This is a genomic window from Pseudomonas sp. MDV22-iso1 (assembly GCF_058145095.1).
Window position 1 is genome coordinate 34316 of the sequence record NZ_JBYVMF010000014.1, and the last position, 18595, is coordinate 52910.

Below are 18595 nucleotides of genomic sequence, written 5' to 3' on the forward strand. Positions count from 1 at the left end.
TCAGGCGGCGGCGACCGCTTTGCCGTAGACCGCGCAGGCCGTTGGGTGGTCCACCAGTGACACAAAGCCGCGGCTGTCGGCATCCAGGGCATCGATCGAGCCGGTCTCGATGTCGTAGACCCAGCCATGCAGGTTCAACAGGCCTTTTTCCTGGGCCAGGCGCACGCTTGGGTGGGTCTGGATATTGGCCAGTTGGGCGATCACATTCTCGCGAACCATCGAGCTCACCTTCGCGGCGTCATTGGCGTGCACGCGGGATTCATTGATGACTTTTGCCGACTCGGCGTGTTGCAGCCAGCCGCTGACGGCAGGCAGGTGGTCCATGCATTTGCAGTGGGCAACCGCCGTCATGGCGCCACAGTCCGAATGGCCGCAGATCACGATGTCCGTCACGCCCAGTACCGCGACCGCATACTCCACGGTGGCCGAAACACCGCCCGGGTGTGGGCTGTAGGAGGGGACGATGTTGCCTGCGTTACGGATCACGAACAGTTCACCCGGCTCTTGCTGAGTCAACAGTTCCGGTACTACACGGCTGTCGGAACAGGTAATGAACAAGGTGCCGGGGTGCTGGGTGGTCGCCAGGTGTTTGAACAAATCAGTACGTTGCGGAAACGCGTCGTTCTGGAACTTCAAGAAACCTTCAATCAGCGCTTTCATGGTTGCTTCCTCTAATGAATTGACCAGATACCTGTAGCCGCTGCCGAGGGTGCGAGGCTGTGTTCGACTTCGCAGGAGTCGTGGGGTTTGGCGGGCGAGGACTTCGTCCTCGAACGCAGCCTCGCGGGCTCGGCAGCGGCTACAGGTTTCGCGGTATTACGTGCGCGGTTCGTTTAGAAAGGACGCAATGGCAGGAATTTGCCGTCCAGCGTAATCACGGCGCGGGAACCGCCTTCCGGGTCTTCGACTTTTTTGATGTCGAGTTTGAAGTTGATCGCGCTGATGATGCCGTCGCCGAACTGTTCGTGAACCAGCGCCTTCAACGTGGTGCCGTAGATCTGGATCATTTCGTAAAAGCGGTAAATGGTCGGATCTGTCGGGACACCGCAGAGGCTGCCGCGCAGCGGGATGATCTGCAGGCGGGCCACGGCGTCGGCGTCCAGTTCGAGCTTGTCGCCGATGACCTTGGCCGCAGATTCCGGCAGCGGATGCTGACCGAGGAGGGCGGCGGTGACGTAGGCCAGGCCGAGGCCGGTGCCGTCGGTGAGATCCTGCCAGGACAGGTTTTTCTGCGCCTTGGCATCGAGGATTTTCGTGGTGAGGGCCAGGCTTGGATCGTTGTAGGCGTAGGACTGTTGCATGGTAGTGCTCCTGTCGTAGATGACTGCTTGGGTGTGAAGCCATCTTCTGCCGATCGATCCATAGCGTCCAAGACCCATATACAATGCCAAGCATAAGCACAGCCTATAGAAGGTGAGTTCCTATGCTGCTCCGACATCTGCGCTATCTGCTCGCGGTCGCCGACCATGGCGGCTTTACCCGTGCCGCCGAAGCGCTACACGTTTCTCAACCGACGTTGTCCCAGCAAATCCGGCAACTGGAAGAAACCCTGGGCGTGAGCCTGTTCGACCGCACTTCGCGGGTGGTCAAACCCACCGATGCGGGTGAGGCCTATATCGAGTCGGCACGCCGTGTGCTGCTGGAACTGGAGGCGGGGAAACGTGCGCTGCATGACGTGAAGGACCTGACGCGCGGCAACTTGCGACTGGCCATGACCCCGACCTTTATGGCGTATCTGGTGGGGCCGTTGGTACGCGATTACACGGTGCGCTTCCCGAATATCAAGCTGCAGATTTTCGAGTTGTCGATGGACGATATCGAGGCCGGGCTGATGGATGACTCCCTGGACATCGCCATCGCTTTTGACCAGGTCAGGAATACAGACATCGAATCTATCCTGGCATTTACCGAGACGCTGGGAGTGATGGTTGGGCAGGATCATCCGCTGTTCGAGCGTGAGGAGGCGTTGTCTTGCGAAGAAGTCGCGCAGATGAACTTCGCACTGTTGGCCACAGACTTCGTGACACGCACGCGAATTGACGAGTACTTCGCCCAGGAAAGGATTACGCCGAAGGTGGGCATCGAGGTCAATTCGGTGAGCACGTTGCTGGAGGTCATTCGGCACACGACCATGGCGACCGTCCTTCCAGAATCGATTGCGAGTGAGGAGCGCGCGTTGCGCAAGATCCCGTTGCAGGGGGAGCCGCCCAAACGTGGGGCGGCGTTGTTGCGCAGGGAAAACAATTATCACAGTGCGGCGTCGGTGGCCTTTATGGAGCTTGTTCTGGCAACCAGAAACACTTGATCACCACAGAACACCTGTAGGAGCGAGCCTGCTCGCGATGGCAATTCATCAGGCAGCATTTGTATCGAATGATAAGTCGTTATCGCGAGCAGGCTCACTCATACAGTTGGATGGAGGAGGCCAAGTGGCAGAAATACAAAAGGCCCCGTTCGCAAACACGAACGGGGCCTTTGGTTTTATTCAGTATTAGCAGAACCGGTCAATCACCCGAACTTCATTCTGGTTCTGCATCGATGCCCACGCCTGTTTCAGCGTTTGCAGAACATTGCCAATGAAGTCTTTATCAGCGGCGGCTTTCTTGCCGACGTAGCCCTGGCCGCGACGGTACATCTTCAGTCGGGCAAGCAGGTTCTGATTATTCTTATCGAATTCTGCTTCATCGGCATGTGTCGACAGGCAGTCGATATGAACCTGGCCCGATTTGCTGATCCACAGAATATGGCTGTCCTGGCTGTCTTTTTGCGCCGCGAACATACGAGCCAGTTCTTCGATAGTTGGTTGATTGTTCAGATTCATAATTTGCCCCTTGACCATTTGGTGATCTTTCAAAGTTGGTTCGCTAATACAGGTAGCCCATCGGTTAGTTGATCCCTGGCACCGAAACCAGGACGTCAGCGTTCAGTCGCCGACAGTGGCGAGGTCACGCGTCTGTTGCATGTAGTCGTGTTGAATAACTGCTACGCAATAGCGTCACAACGAAGAGAAGCAGCGAAAACCTGGAGGCCGCTGCCGACTTTTCAGGGTCGGCCACAAGCTTCATGAGGATTGATCGCCAGCGCTTCTCGTCCTTGTACTGGACGTTCGGGCCAGGTCAGCTTCTTCAATCTGCCTTGTGGGCAGCGTGTATCCGGGAAAAACAGCTCGGCGGTCAGACGAGCTTGCTCAAACATGTTGCCGTACTCCCGATCGGGGAGATGTCTGCATCATGCAAGGGCAAATCGGACGCGTCAACGGTTTTGTAGTGATTATTTTCAGTCACTACATATTGTCGGACAAAGCGGATTGGAATTAAAAAAAAGGCGGGGCCGTGTCATTCAGGGCGATGGAGAAAAAGCCTGAAAACGGTAAAAAGTGCAGGAGTATTCGTCGATAAGTCGTTGATGCAGGGTGAAATCACCGCCGGTGAGCACCGGCATGAATTTGGCCCAAAACAGCCGTGCCGGCTGGTTCTTATCAAGATGGAAAATTTGCCATTCACCGGGGTGACGGCTCAAGAGGGCAGAGACGACAAACTGTGCGACACCTTGACCGCGAAAGCGCCGAGCGACGAACAAATAACCGATGTTGTGCACCGCGCCCTCCAGATGAGTGTCGTCATCCAGGGTCACGAAGCCGGCGAGCTCGCCATCGACGGTAATCAGAAAGGGTTGGGTGGTCGGTTTACGCCAGTAATCCGGCATCGGCTGGATGTTGAAGAAGCCATGCCCACCCAGCTTCAGCGGCAGCCACTCGCTGAGGTCGTAGGTGTAGAACTGCATCAGATTCTCAATGGTTTCCAATTCGTCGCGCCGGGCGGCGTGCAGTTCTACCGAGGGCATAGTGGGCGGCTCCTGTCGGGCGGTATCAGTGCGGGGCGAAGTCGTACTGGCCGCCTGTTTTCAGTGCGGCCGCATACGCGGGGCGCTTCTGGAAGCGCTCGACCCAGGCTGCAACATGCGGGTACTGGCCCAGCTTGCCTTGGGCTCTGGCGATCTCGCCGATAAAACTCATCTGGATATCTGCAGCGCTGAATTCGTTGCCGAGCAGATAATCGGATTTGCTCAGCGCTGTGTCGAGGTAGCCGAGGTAGTTGGCCACTTCCGAATTGATCCGTGGGTGTAACGGCGCACCGGCCTCGCCGAGTCGACCCACGTACAGGTTCAACATCAATGGCAACATCGCCGAGCCTTCGGCGAAGTGCAGCCATTGCACATACTCATCATAGGCAGGGGTGGCTGGATCAGGCTGCAAGCGGCCTTCGCCATGACGTCGAATCAGGTAATCGATGATCGCTGCGGACTCGATCAGCTTCTGTGCGCCATCCTCGATCACCGGGGATTTACCCAGGGCGTTCACCGCCTTGAGCTCCGGCGGTGCGAGGTTGGTTTTCGGGTCGCGCTGGTAGCGCTTCAGCTCGTAGGGAATGGCCAGTTCTTCCAGCAGCCAGAGAATGCGCTGGGAGCGAGAGTTGTTCAGGTGATGGACAATGATCATGTTCGATGCCTTTTCAGGGGTGGGGCTGTCGCCGGGCTTGAAGAACACTAGACCATCACGGTCAGCGCGAAGTGCCCTTACGCTTTGCTGGCCGGTTTGGTCGTGCGCTTGGCGGCGGTCGCGGTTTTTCGCTTGGCGGGTTTGCGTTTGTTCTTCCACGGTGTTGCAGCGCGACCGGCGGGGCTGGCAGGACCGCTGATGGTCAGGCTCAGTCCAGCGCACCGGGCGACTTGCTTGCTCATCCACGCCGCCTGTTTGGTGACGAATTCTTCCAGGCTCATTTCGCCGCTTTGCACCATATCCAGCGCCTGCTCCCAGATCGCCGTGGTACCGGGGTCGGCGATGGCGCGTGGCACCGCATCGATCAGGCTGAACGCCGCCGGGGTTGCCGCCAGCGACTTGCCGTTCTTGATCAGGTAACCACGGTCGAGCAGGCCCTGAATGATCGACGCGCGTGTCGCCTCGGTGCCAATGCCCGTGGTGTCCTTGAGTTTTTGCTTGAGCAGCGGGTCTTCCACCAGTTTGGCGACGTTTTTCATCGCCTTGATCAGGTCGCCTTCGGTGAAAGGTTTGGGCGGTTGTGTCCAGAGGTCCTTGAGCTTGACGTCGGCGATCGCGCAGTCACGCCCTTCAGCCAGCGCCGGTAATGTCTGCGGTGCGGGTGCCTCGCGTCCTTTCGCCGGCGCCAGGGCCTCGGGCAAGGCGCGTTTCCAGCCGGGTTCGACGATCTGTTTGCCGACGGCTCGCAACGCCTCGCCGGCACAATCGAAGTCGGCCTGGGTGCGGTCGTATTCATGGTTGGGCAGGAACTGCGCCAGGTAACGGGCGCGAATCAGCGTGTACACCGCTCGCTGCTTGCCCACCAGTCTGTCGAGGTTTTTTGCCGCCGCCGTTGGAATGATGCCGTGGTGGGCGCTGACCTTGGCATCGTTCCAGGCCCGGGAGCGCCGCTGAGGTTCAAGGTAATCATTCAAGGCGTTGAGGGTCGGATCGGCTTGTTTTAGTGCCGCCAGAATGGACGGCGCTTCACGGTGCTGGCTGACCGGCAGGTAGCCGCAATCGCTGCGTGGGTAGGTAATGACTTTGTGGGTTTCGTAGAGCGCCTGGGCGATGTCGAGGGTTTCCTGCGCGCCAAGCCCGAGTTTTTTCGAGCAGACTTCCTGCAAGGTGCCCAGGTCGAAGGGCAATGGCGCCACTTCGCGCATGCGCTCGGTGCGCAGTTTGATGACACGGGCACTGGCTGCACTGGCAATGGCGCTCGCCGCCTGCTGCGCCAGCGCCTGATTCAGGCAGCGATCCTGATCATCGCAAACCTCGGAGGCCGCCCGCCATTGCGCCGTAAATACGGTGCCGTCGTGCCGCAGGTGCACATCGATGGCCCAGTACGCGACCGGGACGAAATCGGCGATGCTGCGGTCACGATCCACCACCAGACGCAGGGTAGGGGTTTGCACCCGACCCACCGGCAACACGCCTTGATAACCGGACTGGCGTCCCAGTAGCGTGAACAGCCGACTCATGTTCATCCCGATCAGCCAGTCAGCCCGTGAGCGGCCCAGTGCCGAATGGTACAGGCTGAAGGTCTCGGCACCCGGCTTGAGCGCTGCCAGGGCCTTGCGGATCGACGCGTCGTCCAGGGCGGACAACCAAAGGCGTCGAATCGGGCCGCGGTATCGACAATGCTCGACCAGTTCCCGGGCGATCATTTCGCCCTCGCGGTCGGCGTCCGTGGCGATAACAAGCTCATCGGCCTCGCCCAGCAATCGCTTGACTGCCTTGTACTGGCTGGCTGTGCGCGGCTTGACGGTCATCTTCCATTTTTCCGGAATGATCGGCAGGTCGGCCAGCACCCAGCGCTTGTATCGAGCGTCATAGGCATCCGGCGGCGCGGTTTCCAGCAGATGGCCGATGCACCAGGTCACAGTGACGTCCGTTCCCAGCCAGCAGCCGTCGCCGCGACGTTTCGCGCCAAGCACGGCCGCAATGTCTTTGGCCTGGGAGGGTTTTTCACAGAGATACAGCCGCATAACCACCATCGTTCTACAAGTGTGTCAGAGGCGCACAGAATGGCGGGTGACGAACGATGGAGCAACCTTTATCTGTATGGATGTACAGGTGTCCGGTTTCCGGGCATTACAGCATGACGATGTGCTGCCGTTCGCCCTTGCAGTCGATGCAGAAAGGCGAACTTGCTTCCGTTCGGCTGTGGAGCCATCGCGAGGGGAAAAGATGGGTTATACCTGAAGGATCGGCCGTTTCGGCGTTCGGGTTGCCTGGCGACCCGAGGGGAGCGAGCTCAGTCGCCACTGGCAAGCTCTTCAATCAGGTCAACGCCTCGGCCATCAGTGATTCCAGTCCTTCAAAGAGGAATGCATTCCATGCCTACTCCCCCCGCCGTCATTACCATCGCAGAACAACCGGGCTGCCTGCTGGTGAAGTTCCACGGTATTCAGGTGGCCGCGTCCGCACGTGCGCTGGTGCTGCTGGAGGCCAACTATCCTCCGGTGTATTACGTCCCGCGTGAGGACATTGCCGAACAGTATTTCGCCCGCACCGACCACACCAGTTATTGCCCTTACAAGGGCGACGCCAGCTATTTCAGTCTGCAGATCCCGGGGCATGAAGGCGCCAATGCGGTGTGGAGTTATGAAGACCCCAAGGTATCGGTCGAGCAGATCAGAGGTTATGTGGCGTTCTACCCTGATCAAGTGAAGTTTGAGCTTCTGGAGTCCGAAGTCTGATAGGCATGTCTGGTCGAAAGGGGCTTGGATCAGCAACTGATAATGGCTATTGCCAACAACCGGTTACAACTATGACAATGCGAGTCATTATCAGTCGCGAATTATTCCATCGTCATGTCCGCCAACGAATTGTCCCTGCGCAGCGCCGTCAATGATCTGTATTGCGACCACCACGGCTGGCTCAGTGGCTGGCTGCGCAAGCGCCTGAACAACTCGTTCGATGCCGCCGACCTTGCGCAGGACACCTTCGTTCGGGTGATCAAGGCGCGTAATGCGCTGGAAATACGCGAGCCGCGACCTTATCTGTCGATGATCGCCAAGGGCCTGTTGATCGATCTGTTTCGGCGACGTTCGCTGGAGCAGTCTTATCTGGAAGCCCTGGCTGCGATGCCGGAGTGGCAACACCCTTCGCTGGAAGATCAGGCGATCCTGCTCCAGGCCTTGATGGAAATCGATCGACTGCTGCAAGGCCTGGGAGCGAACGTCAAGCAGACGTTCATCCTCTCCCAGTTCGACGGCCTCACTTACCCGCAGATCGCCGAACGTCTGGGTATCAGTGTGCGTACGGTGAATAACCACATGGCCAAAGCCATGGAGCATTGTTGCCTGATGCACATTCAGTTGCAGCTGGCATGAGCCTTTCGGCAGCGGAATTGGCGGCGATTGGCGCGGCGGCCAGGTGGTACGCAAGACTTCAATCAGGTATCGCCACCGACATGGATCGAGCGGCATGGAACACATGGCTGAATGCGGATCCCGCGCATCGTCATGCCTGGCAACGGATGACGGCGGTGGGCGAACAGATGGCGAGCGTGCCAGGGGCCCTTGCGTCGCCGGCCTTGCGCGGCGCGGATCGATCCCGACGGCAAGTGCTGCGCAGCGTGGTGATGCTGGCGTCTGTCGGGTCGCTCGGTTGGCTGGGCTGGCGCAGTGAATCGACGCAAAACCTGTTTGCCGATTTACGCACTGCGGTGGGTGAGCGTCGTGAGTTCCGGCTGGCGGATGGCAGTTCGTTGCTGCTGAACACCGACACCTCGGTCAACCTGCGTTTCAACGGTCGGCAACGGGTGCTGGAACTGTTGCGGGGGGAAATTCTGGTCTCGACGGCCGTTGACCGTTTGCAGCGACCGTTCAAGGTGCTCACGGCACATGGTGACGTCCTGGCGTTAGGGACGCGCTTTATTGTTCAGTCCCAAACCCAGGGCGCCGAGGTGGCGGTGCTGGAAAAAGCGGTTGAAGTCAGTGCCTATGGGACAGACAGAAAGGTACGCCTGGAGGCCGGTCAACGCCTGAACTTCAATGCCCGCGTGCTGGGGCCGGTCGGGCACAACGATGCGTCGACGGGTGCCTGGCAACAGGGCAGCATTATCGCCATCGATCGTCCTCTGGGTGAGCTGCTGGCCGACCTTTCCCGCTATCGCACAGGGGTGTTGCGCTGTGATCCGCGCATCGCCGATCTGAAAGTGTCCGGCGCGTTCCCCATCGATAACACGGACCTTGCGCTAGCGGCGCTGGAAAGTGGTTTTTCGCTGCACGTGAGTCGCTACAGCCGGTATTGGGTGACGGTCTCGCTGTAAGAGCAAGCTTTGCTCCCACAGGATTGTGAGTGAGCCCGGCAAAAAAACTTTCAGTTCATTTGCACTTTTCAACCACATCGTTCGGCTCATCCCTCAGTAAGCACTTATTGAAGGTTCTTGGGGGAGGGTAAGCATGTCTCGGGTGTACGCGCCAGGTCGACTGGCGATCGCAATTAAGGTCGGTTTGTTCGCAGCTACGACGATGGGGCCGTGGCCGACTGTAGCCATCGCAGCACCGGCACAACAGCAGAATTCGGTTCAATCGTTCGACATCGCCGCAGGCCCGCTGGCCGAAGTACTCAGCCATTTCGCCAGTGCCGCAGGCGCCGCTATTTCGTTTGATGCGCGGCAGACCGAAGGCATGAGATCGCCCGGGCTCAAAGGGGCTTTCGCTGTCAATGAAGGATTCGCCCGGCTGCTGGGCGGCAGTGGCCTGCAAGCCGAACCTCAATCCAATGGCACCTACATCCTGCGCCCCGCGCCGGCAATCGGTTCGGCTCTGGAGCTGGGGGCGACCAACATCAATGGGCAGGTGCTCGGCGCGACCACCGAGGACAGTGGCTCATACACCACCGGCGCGGTGACCATCGGCAAGGGCGAACATTCCCTCAAGGAAACACCGCAATCGGTCACGGTGATGACCCGCAAGATGCTCGATGACCAGAACCTCAATACCATCGATCAGGTCATGGAAAAAACGCCGGGCATTACGGTGTATGACTCGACCATGGGCGGTAAGTATTTCTACTCCCGGGGCTTTCGGATGTCGGGCCAGTATCAGTACGACGGTGTGCCGCTGGACATGGGCAACCTGTATGTCCAGGCCGACAGTTTCAGCGGTGACATGGCCTATTACGACCGGGTCGAAGTGCTCCGTGGTGCGGCCGGGATGATGAAGGGATCTGGAGGCACCGCCGGCGGGGTGAACTTCGTGCGCAAACGCGGTACAGCCACGCCGCACACCGAGGTGACGCTGTCCGGTGGCAGCTATGACAATTATCGCGGTCAGGTGGATACCAGCGGTCCGTTGAATGACTCGGGCACCTTGCGCGGCCGGGCCGTGGTCGCCGAGCAGAGTCGGCACTACTTCGTTGATGGCGCGAATCGCAAGGACCAGGTCTATTACGGCGCGCTCGACTTCGATCTGAGCCCCGACACGACGCTGGGTCTGGGCGTGGCCTATGAAGATGTCGACGCCAGTCCTTGCTGGGGCGGGCTGCCACGTTACAAGGACGGCAGCGACCTGAAACTCAGTCGCTCAACCTGCCTTGATCCGTCCTGGAACACCTGGCGCAGCAAGCGCACCACCGTGTTCAGTGATGTGAAACACCAGATCAACGACGATTGGGCATTGAAGGTCGCCAGCGTCTATACAAAGAACACCCAGGACATCAAGTACGCCTTCGCCTCGGGGTCCGTAACGCCTGGTGTGGGCACCACCGGCATGCTGGGCAGCCTGTACGATTACGATCAGGTGGATTACGGCCTCGACGCCTACGTGGATGGCAAATTTGGCGCCTTCGGCCAGCAACACGAGCTGGTGGTGGGCTTCAACGCCAGTCGTTCAAAAAAGGATGACTTCTACTCCGTGGCCTTCCTGCCGCAGCGGCAGAATGTATTCAACCCGGACAAGCATATCCCCGAGCCGGACGACAGCTACTTCACCGACAATTCGTCCCGCGGCGGACCGGTCAATTCCGTGACCAAACAGAAGGGCGTTTACTCGACCTTGCGTTTGAAGCTGGCGGATCCGCTGACGCTGGTCATGGGCGGACGGGTGAGCTGGTACAACTCCGACACGGATTCGGTGTTCATCAATTCAGGCACCTCTGAGCACTCCAGCACCACCGAAACCGGCCAGGTCACACCGTTTGCCGGCGTGCTGCTGGACCTCAACGAGAACCTCACGGCCTACGCCAGCTATTCGGATATTTTTACCCCGCAAGGTAACTTCCGCTCCGAGGATGGTTCGACCCTCAAGCCGTTGGTGGGCCAGAGCTATGAACTGGGGATCAAGGGCGCCTGGTTCGACGGTCGCCTGAACAGCTCGTTCAACCTGTTCCGCACGATCCAGAAAGACCAGGCACAGACCGACTACAACTCCTCCTGCCCGTCATCGGACGGCTATTGCTACGTCAACGCGGGGAAGGTTCGCGCACAGGGTTTCGAAGCCGAGATCAGCGGCGAAGTCATCGAGCGCCTGCAATTGCTCGCGGGCTACACCTACACCCAGACCAAGACCCTCGACGACATCGACAGCAGCCTCAACGGTGCGGCGTTCAACAGCTACGTGCCGCGGCATGTGTTGCGCATGTGGGGTGACTACGCTTTGGGCGGCGCGCTGGAGCGGTTCAGTATCGGTGCGGGCGTGAACGCGCAGAGCGATAACTTCCGGTTGTCACCGGCGACGGGGGAGAAACTTAGCCAATCGGGTTACGCGATCTGGAACGGGCGAATCGGCTACCGCATCGACGACACCTGGTCAGTCGCCCTCAACGGCAACAACCTGTTCGACAAGCGCTACTACGCCACCATCGGGACCGAGACGTTCGGGAATTATTACGGTGATCCGCGTAATTTCATGATGTCGGTCAAAGCGAGTTTCTGATCGGTCCTGACCGCGCAGCACGCCGCAGACCCCGGAGCCAACGCAGCCTCGCAGGCTCGGCAGCTGCTACAGGGATTCGTGGTGTTTATGCGATGGTTTGCACCAACGTGGTTTCGTCGATCTGACCAATCGACGTGACCCCGGTCAACGTCATCGCCACGCGCATCTCTTTGGCGAAGATATCCAGCATGTTCTCCACCCCGCGTTGACCGTCCGCAGCCAGCGCATAGGCCATCGACCGCCCCAGCAATACGCCTTTCGCGCCCAGCGCCAGCATGCGGACCACGTCCAGCCCCGAGCGGATTCCAGAATCCACCAGCACCGTCAGATCGTTGCCGACCGCCTGGACAATCGGTGGCAATGCCCGGGCGGTGGAGAGCACACCGTCCAGTTGCCGGCCACCATGGTTGGACACGACGATGCCGTCCGCGCCGAATGTAACCGCGTCCTTGGCATCCTGAGGGTCAAGAATGCCTTTGATGATCATCGGGCCTTTCCAGAAATCACGAATCCATTCCAGGTCGCTCCAGCTGATTGACGGATCGAAGTTATTCGCCAGCCAGCCCATGTAGTCTTCGAGCGTCACCGCTTTGCCAAGGTACCTGGAGATGTTCCCCAGATCGTGTGGCCGCCCCATCAGCCCGACGTTGAAGGCCCAGTCAGGGCGGGTCATGGCTTGCAGCATGCGCCTTGACGAAGCGAACGGACCGGACATGCCCGAGTGAGCATCCCGATAGCGGGCACCAGGGGTCGGCATGTCGACCGTAAACACCAGGTTCTTCACGCCGGCGGCCTTCGCCCGTTCCAGGGCGTTTTTCATGAAGCCCCGGTCCTTCAACACGTACAGCTGAAACCAGATGGGTTGTTGGCTTTGGGCGACGACCTCTTCGATCGAACACACCGACACCGTCGACAGGCACAGAGGAATGCCTTTGTTTTCCGCTGCCCTGACCGCTTGCACCTCACCCCGGCGGGCGAACATGCCGGTCAGGCCTACTGGCGCGAGGATGATCGGCATGGCCAGTTTTTGCTCGAAGAGGGTGGTCTCCAGGCTCAGGGTTTCAACGTTTTTAAGAATGCGCTGACGCAGGCTGATACCGGTCAGATCGGCGCTATTGGCCCTCAGCGTGTGCTCTGCATAAGCTCCCCCGTCGATGTAATCGAACAAAAACCGGGGAAGTTTGCGACGTGCCGCTTCGCGATAGTCGGATGCAGATGAAATGATCATGAATACAGGTGCCTCGATCGGGTGAGTGGCGGGGCGTTATTGCGCAGAACCTGGGCACAGATTAACGGATACCTGTGGCGAGGGAGTTTACTCCCGCTGGACTGCGCAGCAGTCCCCTGCTTTTTAGGTGTAAGAGGGGGCCGCTTCGCGACCCAGCGGGAGTAAACTCCCTCGCCACAGGTATAGCGTTGTGCTTCAGTGAACAGTATCACCCGCACTCGCGCTGGCTTCAGTTAGTGTCCAAATCCACGTTCTTCGTCTCACGCAAAAAGATCATCCCCACCACCAGGCTCACCCCGGTGATCAACACCGGGTACCAGAGCCCGTAGAAAATATCCCCGGTGTACACCACCAGGGCGAACGATACGGTCGGCAAGAATCCGCCAAACCAGCCGTTGCCGATGTGATAGGGCAGGGACATCGAGGTGTAGCGGATGCGCGTCGGGAACAGTTCGACCATCAGCGCCGCCAGCGGGCCGTAGCACATGGCGGAGATGATTATCAGCGCGACAATCAGCGCCACGATCATTGGTTTGTTGATCAGTTGAGTGTCCGCCTGTGACGGGTAACCGGCCAGGGTGATCGCACCGCGCAAGGCTGCTTCGTCATAGCCGTCGATTTTCACGTCACCGACGCTGACCTGCACGGCACTGCCGGCGGGTGCTGCCGCGCTGGTGTACGGCAGGCCTTGCTTGACCAGGAAGGTCTTGACCTTGTCGCACGGGCTGTCAAATTTCGCCTTGCCCACCGGGTCGAACTGGAACGTGCAGGTGGCCGGGTCGGCCAGTACGGTGATGGGGGCCTGTTGGCTGGCCTGGTCGATGGCCGGGTTGGCGTAATGGGCCAGGGTCTTGAAGATCGGGAAGTACAGCGCGGTCGCCAGCAGCAGGCCCACCATCAACACGGGTTTGCGTCCGACCTTGTCCGAGAGCCAGCCGAAGAAAATGAAGAACGGTGCACCGATGATGACGCTGACAATCAGCAGGCTGTTGGCCAGGGCAGGGTCCATTTTCAGGAACTGCGTGAGGAAGAACAACACGTAGAACTGCGCCGCATAGAAGGTCACGGCCTGACCGGCGTTGATGCTGAACAGGGCGATCAACACGACCTTGAGGTTTTCCCATTTGCCGAATGAATCGCGGATCGGCTGCTTGCAGAGCTTGCCTTCCTCTTTCATTTTCACGAAGGCCGGTGACTCGTGCAGGCTCAGTCGAATCCAGGTCGAAATGCCCAGCAGCACGATGGAAAACAGGAACGGAATGCGCCAGCCCCAGACTTCGAACTGGTCACCGGTAAAGTAGCGGCAACCGAGCACCACCAGCAGTGACAGCAACAACCCGAGGGTCGCGGTGGATTGAATCCAGCTGGTGTGGAAGCCGCGTTTGCCCATCGGTGCGTGTTCTGCGACGTAGGTGGCAGCGCCGCCGTACTCGCCACCCAGGGCCAGGCCCTGGAGCATGCGCAAGACCACAAGGATGATCGGCGCCGCGATGCCGATGCTGGCGTAGGTCGGCAGCAGTCCGACGCAGAAGGTGGCCAACCCCATCAGGACGATGGTGGCGAGGAAGGTGTATTTGCGCCCGATCATGTCCCCAAGACGCCCGAAGACCAGCGCGCCGAAAGGCCGCACGATGAAACCGGCGGCAAAGGCCATCAGGGCAAAGATGAACGCCGTGGTGTCGTTGACCCCCGCGAAGAACTGCTTGCTGATCACCGCCGCCAAGGCGCCGTAGAGGAAAAAGTCGTACCACTCGAACACCGTCCCGAGTGACGACGCGAAAATGACTTTGCGGGTGTCGTGACCGATCTCGGCGCGGCCCACGGACTCCAGAGGCTGAACATGTTCTGACATATGGGTATCCCTCACAGTGATTGTTTTTGTTGTTCCACTGTCGGCGCCGGCCTTGTGGGTTGGCGCCGCTACTTCGATGTATCGGGTGTGTACTTCCTCTAGGAGCAAAGCTCGCTCGCGATGAACGATAACGCGGTGTACCAGATTTAAAGCCATCGCCAGCAGGCTTTGCTCCTACAAAGGTGTATGCCGTTCAGGGGTGTGCGGCCAGTTCCTTCGGCCCTGTGATGCTCCTTGTGGCGGGGTTGAGGATCATGTGTGCCGCTTTCTCGGCAATCATCAGCGTAGGCGAACAGGTGTTGCCCGAGGTGATTCTCGGCATGATCGAGGCGTCGGCGATGCGCAGGCCGGGGATGCCGTGGACGTTGAGTTGAGCATCGACCACCGCGTCCGCGTCATTGCCCATCCTGCAGGTGCCGACCGGGTGGAAGATGGTCGTTCCGATCCGTGCCGCTGCCTCGTGCAGTTCTTCTTCACTTTGCAAGCGGTCGCCGGGCAGGTACTCCACCGGTTTGAACCCTTGCAGCGCCGGTGCGGAAACGATGCGACGGGTCAAGCGAATGGCGTCTGCGGCGACACGCAAATCCTCTGGATGACTCAAATAGTTGGGCTGAATCAGTGGCGCGTCTTGAGGGTTGGCGCTGCGGATGTCTATGCGGCCCCGGCTGCGTGGTCGCAGATCACACACTGACGCGGTAAAGGCGGGGAAAGCGTGCAACGGCTCGCCGAAACGCTCCAGCGACAGCGGTTGCACGTGGTATTCGAGATTGGCCGACGTCTGTTCCGGACCGGAACGCGCGAAGGCGCCCAATTGGCTCGGCGCCATGGACAGCGGCCCGCTGCGGTCGTACAGGTAACGCAGGCCCATGCCCATTTTGCCCCACACGCTGCCGGCGATCTGGTTCAGGGTGCGGGCGTTTTCCAGTTTGTAGATCAGCCGCAGTTGCAGGTGATCCTGCAGATTGCCGCCCACACCGGGGAGCTCATGCACGACGCCGATCCCGAGTTCTTCCAGCAGCGGGCGAGGGCCGATGCCGGAGCGTTGCAGGATACTCGGCGAGCCGACGGCGCCAGCGCACAGGATGATCTCCTTGCGAGCCTTGAACGTCTTCGGCTGGCCACTGCAGCGAGTGATGACCGCCGAGGCGCGACCGTTTTCCAGCTGCACGCGGTCGACGTCGACGTCGGTCAGTACGGTGAGGTTGGGTCGATGGCGGACCGGTTTGAGGAATGCCTTGGCCGCGTTCCAGCGGACGCCGCCTTTCTGATTGACCTGGAAATAGCCGCAGCCTTCGTTGTCGCCCTGGTTGAAGTCATCGATGCTGGCGATGCCGGTTTGCTCGGCCGCGTGCCGGAAGGCATCCAGAATCGGCCATGAAAGGCGCTGGCGCTCGATCCGCCATTCCCCGGCCGCGCCATGAAATTCGGAGTCACCGGCAAAATGGTCTTCGCTTTTCTTGAACATCGGCAGTACGTCGTTCCAGCGCCAGCCTGGATTGCCGTCCGCAGCCCAACCGTCGTAATCACCGGCCTGGCCGCGCATGTAGATCATGCCGTTGATGGAAGAACAACCGCCGAGCACCTTGCCCCGCGGATAACTCAAGGCCCGGCCTTGCAGACCGGCTTGCGCCTCGGTCTTGAAGCACCAGTCGGTGCGCGGGTTGCCGATGCAGAACAGGTAACCCACCGGGATATGAATCCAGGCGTAGTTATCGCGGCCGCCGGCTTCGAGCAGCAGTACCCGGTGTTGCGCGTTGGCCGACAGTCGATTGGCCAGCAAACACCCCGCCGGACCGGCGCCGACCACGATGTAGTCGTATTCATCTAGGGAAGTCTGCATCCCTGACCTCGTCTTGTTGTTCTTGTTGTCGGTCATCCTAGTTGTTAGCTTTCGTTTAAAGAATGTTAGTTTTTGCGCAGCCGCTGTGCGTTTTTAAACAGCGTAGCCCTAAGGACGATTCATGTTTGATTGGAATGACCTGCGGTTTTTTCTTGAGTTGCAGCGCAGCGGACGGTTGCTGACGGCGGCCCGGCGCTTGAACACCACCCACGCCACGGTGGCCCGGCACATTGAAGCCATCGAAAAAAGCCTGGGCACCGCCTTGTTCGTGCAGCACGCCCAAGGTTACGAGTTGACTCCGGCCGGCGAAGCGCTGCTTAAACATGCCGAAGCGATGGAAAACGTTGCGTTGCTGGCCCAGGAGGAAATCACCCAGTCCACGGCGCCGCTGGGCAAGATTCGGGTTGGCGTGACCGAAGGGCTGGGCATCATGTTTCTCGCCAGTCGCATGAACGGGTTGTTCGAGCGTTATCCGGGGCTGGAAGTGGAATTGGTCGCGGTGCCGCGATTCGTCAGCATCCTCAATCGCGAAGCCGAAATCAGTATCCACCTCGAACGCCCAGCGGCGGACATGCTGGTCACCCGCAAACTCACTGACTATCGCCTGGCGCTGTATGCCAGCCAGGACTACCTCGACCGTGCGCCGCCCTTGCACAGCCGTGAAGATCTTGGGCGCCACGCCTGGATCGGCTACGTCGATGACCTGTTGTTCAGCCAGGAATTGATGTTCCTCAACAGCTTCTGCCGCAATCCGCAGGTGGTCTTCCACAGCACCAGCGTCATCGCCCAGCAACAGGCGGCGCGCTCGGGACTGGGGATCGCCGTGCTGCCGTGCTACATGGCCAGCGCCGACTCGGGATTGGTGCCGTTACTGCCTGAGGAAAGCATTCTGCGCAGCTACTGGATCAGCACCCGCCGCGAGTTGCACAAATCGGTGCGGCTGCGGGTGTTGTGGGATTACGTGGTTGAGTTATGTGAGCGTGAGCAGGCGCTGTTGCTGGGTATGAATGCAAGCACGACTTAACGGTCGCCCCCCATGTAGGAGCTCCTACACAGCTCCTACAGAGAGACGGATTTCAGTCGAGGATCTCGAACGACGTACTGGCCAGGCGTTCGCCATTCACCAGGATGTGCACCGCGTGCCTGCCAGCGTAATGCCGGCGGGTGGTGAGTTCCTTGATCTGCTGTCCGCGGCTGACGTTTACCGTAGATGCGCCGGGCAGCGTCAGCGCCTTGAGCTTGAACACCTTCGCCGACGTGCTGCCGTTGGCTTTGACGTAGTCGATGGCATAGTCGATCACCAATCGCTGGCCGGTCTCGACCGTGGATTTCACGGCAAAGGACAGCGTGATTTTCTCCCCGAGCCCGATCACGGGTGGTTCGACCTTTACCTGGGTGATTTCGACCTCGGGTTTGCCGCCCGCGCCAATGATCGCCAGCGCCCGTTGATTGCCCTGTTTGATCAGGCTGCGCAACGCATGTTTGGCGATCCAGGCGGTGTGCTTGTTGTCCAGCGGCCAGCCTTCGATCAGGTCGAGCACCCACTCGGGGTGATCCTTGGTGATGTCATTGAGGTGGTTGGCCACCGACTTGCGCACGTAAAGGCTGTCGTCGGCCTTGAGGTTGTCGAGGATCGCGGCGGCCAGCGCCGGGTGCGACTGGATCCGTTCCAGGCGGAACGACCAGGGCAGGCGCGGTCGGCTGCCTTCGCTGGCCAGGCGCCGGACGTGTTCGTTGTCATCCAGTGACCATTGGTGCATGACCGCAAGAGAACGCTCGATATCGCTGCGCAGAAAATGCCGGACCGCGAACTCGGACGATCCAAACGCGGTGAAATACTTCAATGCCTCCATGGACGTATCGAAGGCGTGGCTCCCGTACGTGGCGACGTAATGCGGCAAAGAAATGCTGACGAAACCGCTGTTCAAGCGTGGCGCCAGGTTGCGGAGGACGGTCAGGGAATCTTCATAGTTCAGTGGCAACACCGCATGCAGACACTCACTGACCCTGGCCATGCGCTGCATGATAGACAGTTCGGCAAGGCCTTCATTGGCCATTTCCAGAAACGCCTCGGCGTTGAACGCCGGGTACACAGCGGTCATTTCGACGGCGATGTGCTGCAGGCGCTCGGCGTTGAAGATTTCCTTGAGGGCCGGCGAGGGTTGATCGGTCATTGTGCGTTCCTTGGAATGGGGTTTACCTGAAGTACCGCGTTATGGTTCCCGCACCTTCAACATCATCATCGTCTGAC

General features: G+C 59.6%; 17 protein-coding genes. 6 read left to right on the forward strand and 11 right to left on the reverse strand.

The window, feature by feature from the left end:
• Together AC3ZVB_RS16775 and cynS are read right to left on the reverse strand one after the other, a co-directional pair.
• Positions 1 to 660, reverse strand: a complete 660-nt coding sequence (locus AC3ZVB_RS16775; RefSeq protein ID WP_162441075.1) for a carbonic anhydrase — start codon at positions 658 to 660, stop codon at positions 1 to 3.
• A 173-nt stretch (positions 661 to 833) separates the two neighbouring features.
• A complete protein-coding gene (gene cynS / locus AC3ZVB_RS16780; RefSeq protein ID WP_490147192.1) occupies positions 834 to 1301 on the reverse strand; it encodes a cyanase in 468 nt (155 codons plus the stop codon).
• A 122-nt stretch (positions 1302 to 1423) separates the two neighbouring features.
• Here cynS and cynR point away from each other — a divergent pair, with 122 nt between their 5' ends.
• Positions 1424 to 2305, forward strand: coding sequence for a transcriptional regulator CynR (gene cynR, locus AC3ZVB_RS16785; RefSeq protein ID WP_490147193.1), 882 nt, complete (start codon positions 1424 to 1426; stop codon positions 2303 to 2305).
• Positions 2306 to 2491: 186 nt separating this feature from the next.
• On the opposite strand, the gene AC3ZVB_RS16790 is transcribed toward cynR, so the two are convergent.
• From AC3ZVB_RS16790 to AC3ZVB_RS16810, 5 genes are all read right to left on the reverse strand, one after another.
• On the reverse strand, positions 2492 to 2821 hold the full coding sequence (locus AC3ZVB_RS16790; RefSeq protein ID WP_162441078.1) for a hypothetical protein: 330 nt from the start codon (positions 2819 to 2821) through the stop codon (positions 2492 to 2494).
• 221 nt (positions 2822 to 3042) lie between these two features.
• Positions 3043 to 3195: a hypothetical protein gene (locus AC3ZVB_RS16795; protein ID WP_007946257.1), complete on the reverse strand. Its 153-nt coding sequence runs from the start codon at positions 3193 to 3195 to the stop codon at positions 3043 to 3045.
• Between the two features lie 144 nt (positions 3196 to 3339).
• Positions 3340 to 3843, reverse strand: a complete 504-nt coding sequence (locus AC3ZVB_RS16800; protein ID WP_194693341.1) for a GNAT family N-acetyltransferase — start codon at positions 3841 to 3843, stop codon at positions 3340 to 3342.
• A 25-nt stretch (positions 3844 to 3868) separates the two neighbouring features.
• Positions 3869 to 4498 (reverse strand): glutathione S-transferase family protein, encoded by a 630-nt coding sequence (locus AC3ZVB_RS16805; RefSeq protein WP_162441080.1) that lies wholly within the window; start codon positions 4496 to 4498, stop codon positions 3869 to 3871.
• 77 nt (positions 4499 to 4575) lie between these two features.
• Positions 4576 to 6525 (reverse strand): DNA topoisomerase III, encoded by a 1950-nt coding sequence (locus AC3ZVB_RS16810; RefSeq protein WP_490147194.1) that lies wholly within the window; start codon positions 6523 to 6525, stop codon positions 4576 to 4578.
• Positions 6526 to 6876: 351 nt separating this feature from the next.
• On the opposite strand from AC3ZVB_RS16810, the gene AC3ZVB_RS16815 reads away from it, so the two are divergent.
• The 4 genes from AC3ZVB_RS16815 to AC3ZVB_RS16830 all read left to right on the forward strand — a co-directional run bounded on the left by AC3ZVB_RS16815 (position 6877) and on the right by AC3ZVB_RS16830 (position 11424).
• Entirely contained in the window at positions 6877 to 7239 is a 363-nt protein-coding gene (locus tag AC3ZVB_RS16815; protein WP_162441082.1) for a DUF427 domain-containing protein, read from the forward strand.
• 114 nt (positions 7240 to 7353) lie between these two features.
• On the forward strand, positions 7354 to 7875 hold the full coding sequence (locus AC3ZVB_RS16820; RefSeq protein WP_162441083.1) for a sigma-70 family RNA polymerase sigma factor: 522 nt from the start codon (positions 7354 to 7356) through the stop codon (positions 7873 to 7875).
• Positions 7872 to 8816 carry a FecR domain-containing protein gene (locus tag AC3ZVB_RS16825; protein ID WP_490147195.1) on the forward strand — a complete coding sequence of 315 codons (945 nt, stop codon included), beginning with the start codon at positions 7872 to 7874 and terminating at the stop codon, positions 8814 to 8816. Before AC3ZVB_RS16820 ends, AC3ZVB_RS16825 begins: the two co-directional genes overlap by 4 nt.
• A gap of 133 nt (positions 8817 to 8949) precedes the next feature.
• Entirely contained in the window at positions 8950 to 11424 is a 2475-nt protein-coding gene (locus tag AC3ZVB_RS16830; protein ID WP_490147196.1) for a TonB-dependent siderophore receptor, read from the forward strand.
• Positions 11425 to 11509: 85 nt separating this feature from the next.
• Here AC3ZVB_RS16830 and lldD read toward each other — a convergent pair whose 3' ends face one another.
• From lldD to AC3ZVB_RS16845, 3 genes are all read right to left on the reverse strand, one after another.
• On the reverse strand, positions 11510 to 12652 hold the full coding sequence (lldD, locus tag AC3ZVB_RS16835; RefSeq protein ID WP_490147197.1) for an FMN-dependent L-lactate dehydrogenase LldD: 1143 nt from the start codon (positions 12650 to 12652) through the stop codon (positions 11510 to 11512).
• A 229-nt stretch (positions 12653 to 12881) separates the two neighbouring features.
• The gene (locus tag AC3ZVB_RS16840; RefSeq protein ID WP_490147198.1) at positions 12882 to 14504 is read right to left on the reverse strand and encodes an MFS transporter; all 1623 of its coding nucleotides are present in this window, start codon (positions 14502 to 14504) and stop codon (positions 12882 to 12884) included.
• Between the two features lie 193 nt (positions 14505 to 14697).
• Positions 14698 to 16344: a GMC family oxidoreductase gene (locus AC3ZVB_RS16845; RefSeq protein ID WP_490147199.1), complete on the reverse strand. Its 1647-nt coding sequence runs from the start codon at positions 16342 to 16344 to the stop codon at positions 14698 to 14700.
• Positions 16345 to 16465: 121 nt separating this feature from the next.
• Between AC3ZVB_RS16845 and AC3ZVB_RS16850 the strand changes: the two genes are divergently transcribed.
• The gene (locus AC3ZVB_RS16850) at positions 16466 to 17368 is read left to right on the forward strand and encodes a LysR family transcriptional regulator (protein ID WP_162439964.1); all 903 of its coding nucleotides are present in this window, start codon (positions 16466 to 16468) and stop codon (positions 17366 to 17368) included.
• Positions 17369 to 17420: 52 nt separating this feature from the next.
• Here the strand turns inward: AC3ZVB_RS16850 and AC3ZVB_RS16855 are convergent, their stop codons facing one another.
• Positions 17421 to 18518, reverse strand: a complete 1098-nt coding sequence (locus AC3ZVB_RS16855; RefSeq protein WP_490147200.1) for a DNA alkylation repair protein — start codon at positions 18516 to 18518, stop codon at positions 17421 to 17423.
• Positions 18519 to 18595: the final 77 nt, after the last annotated feature.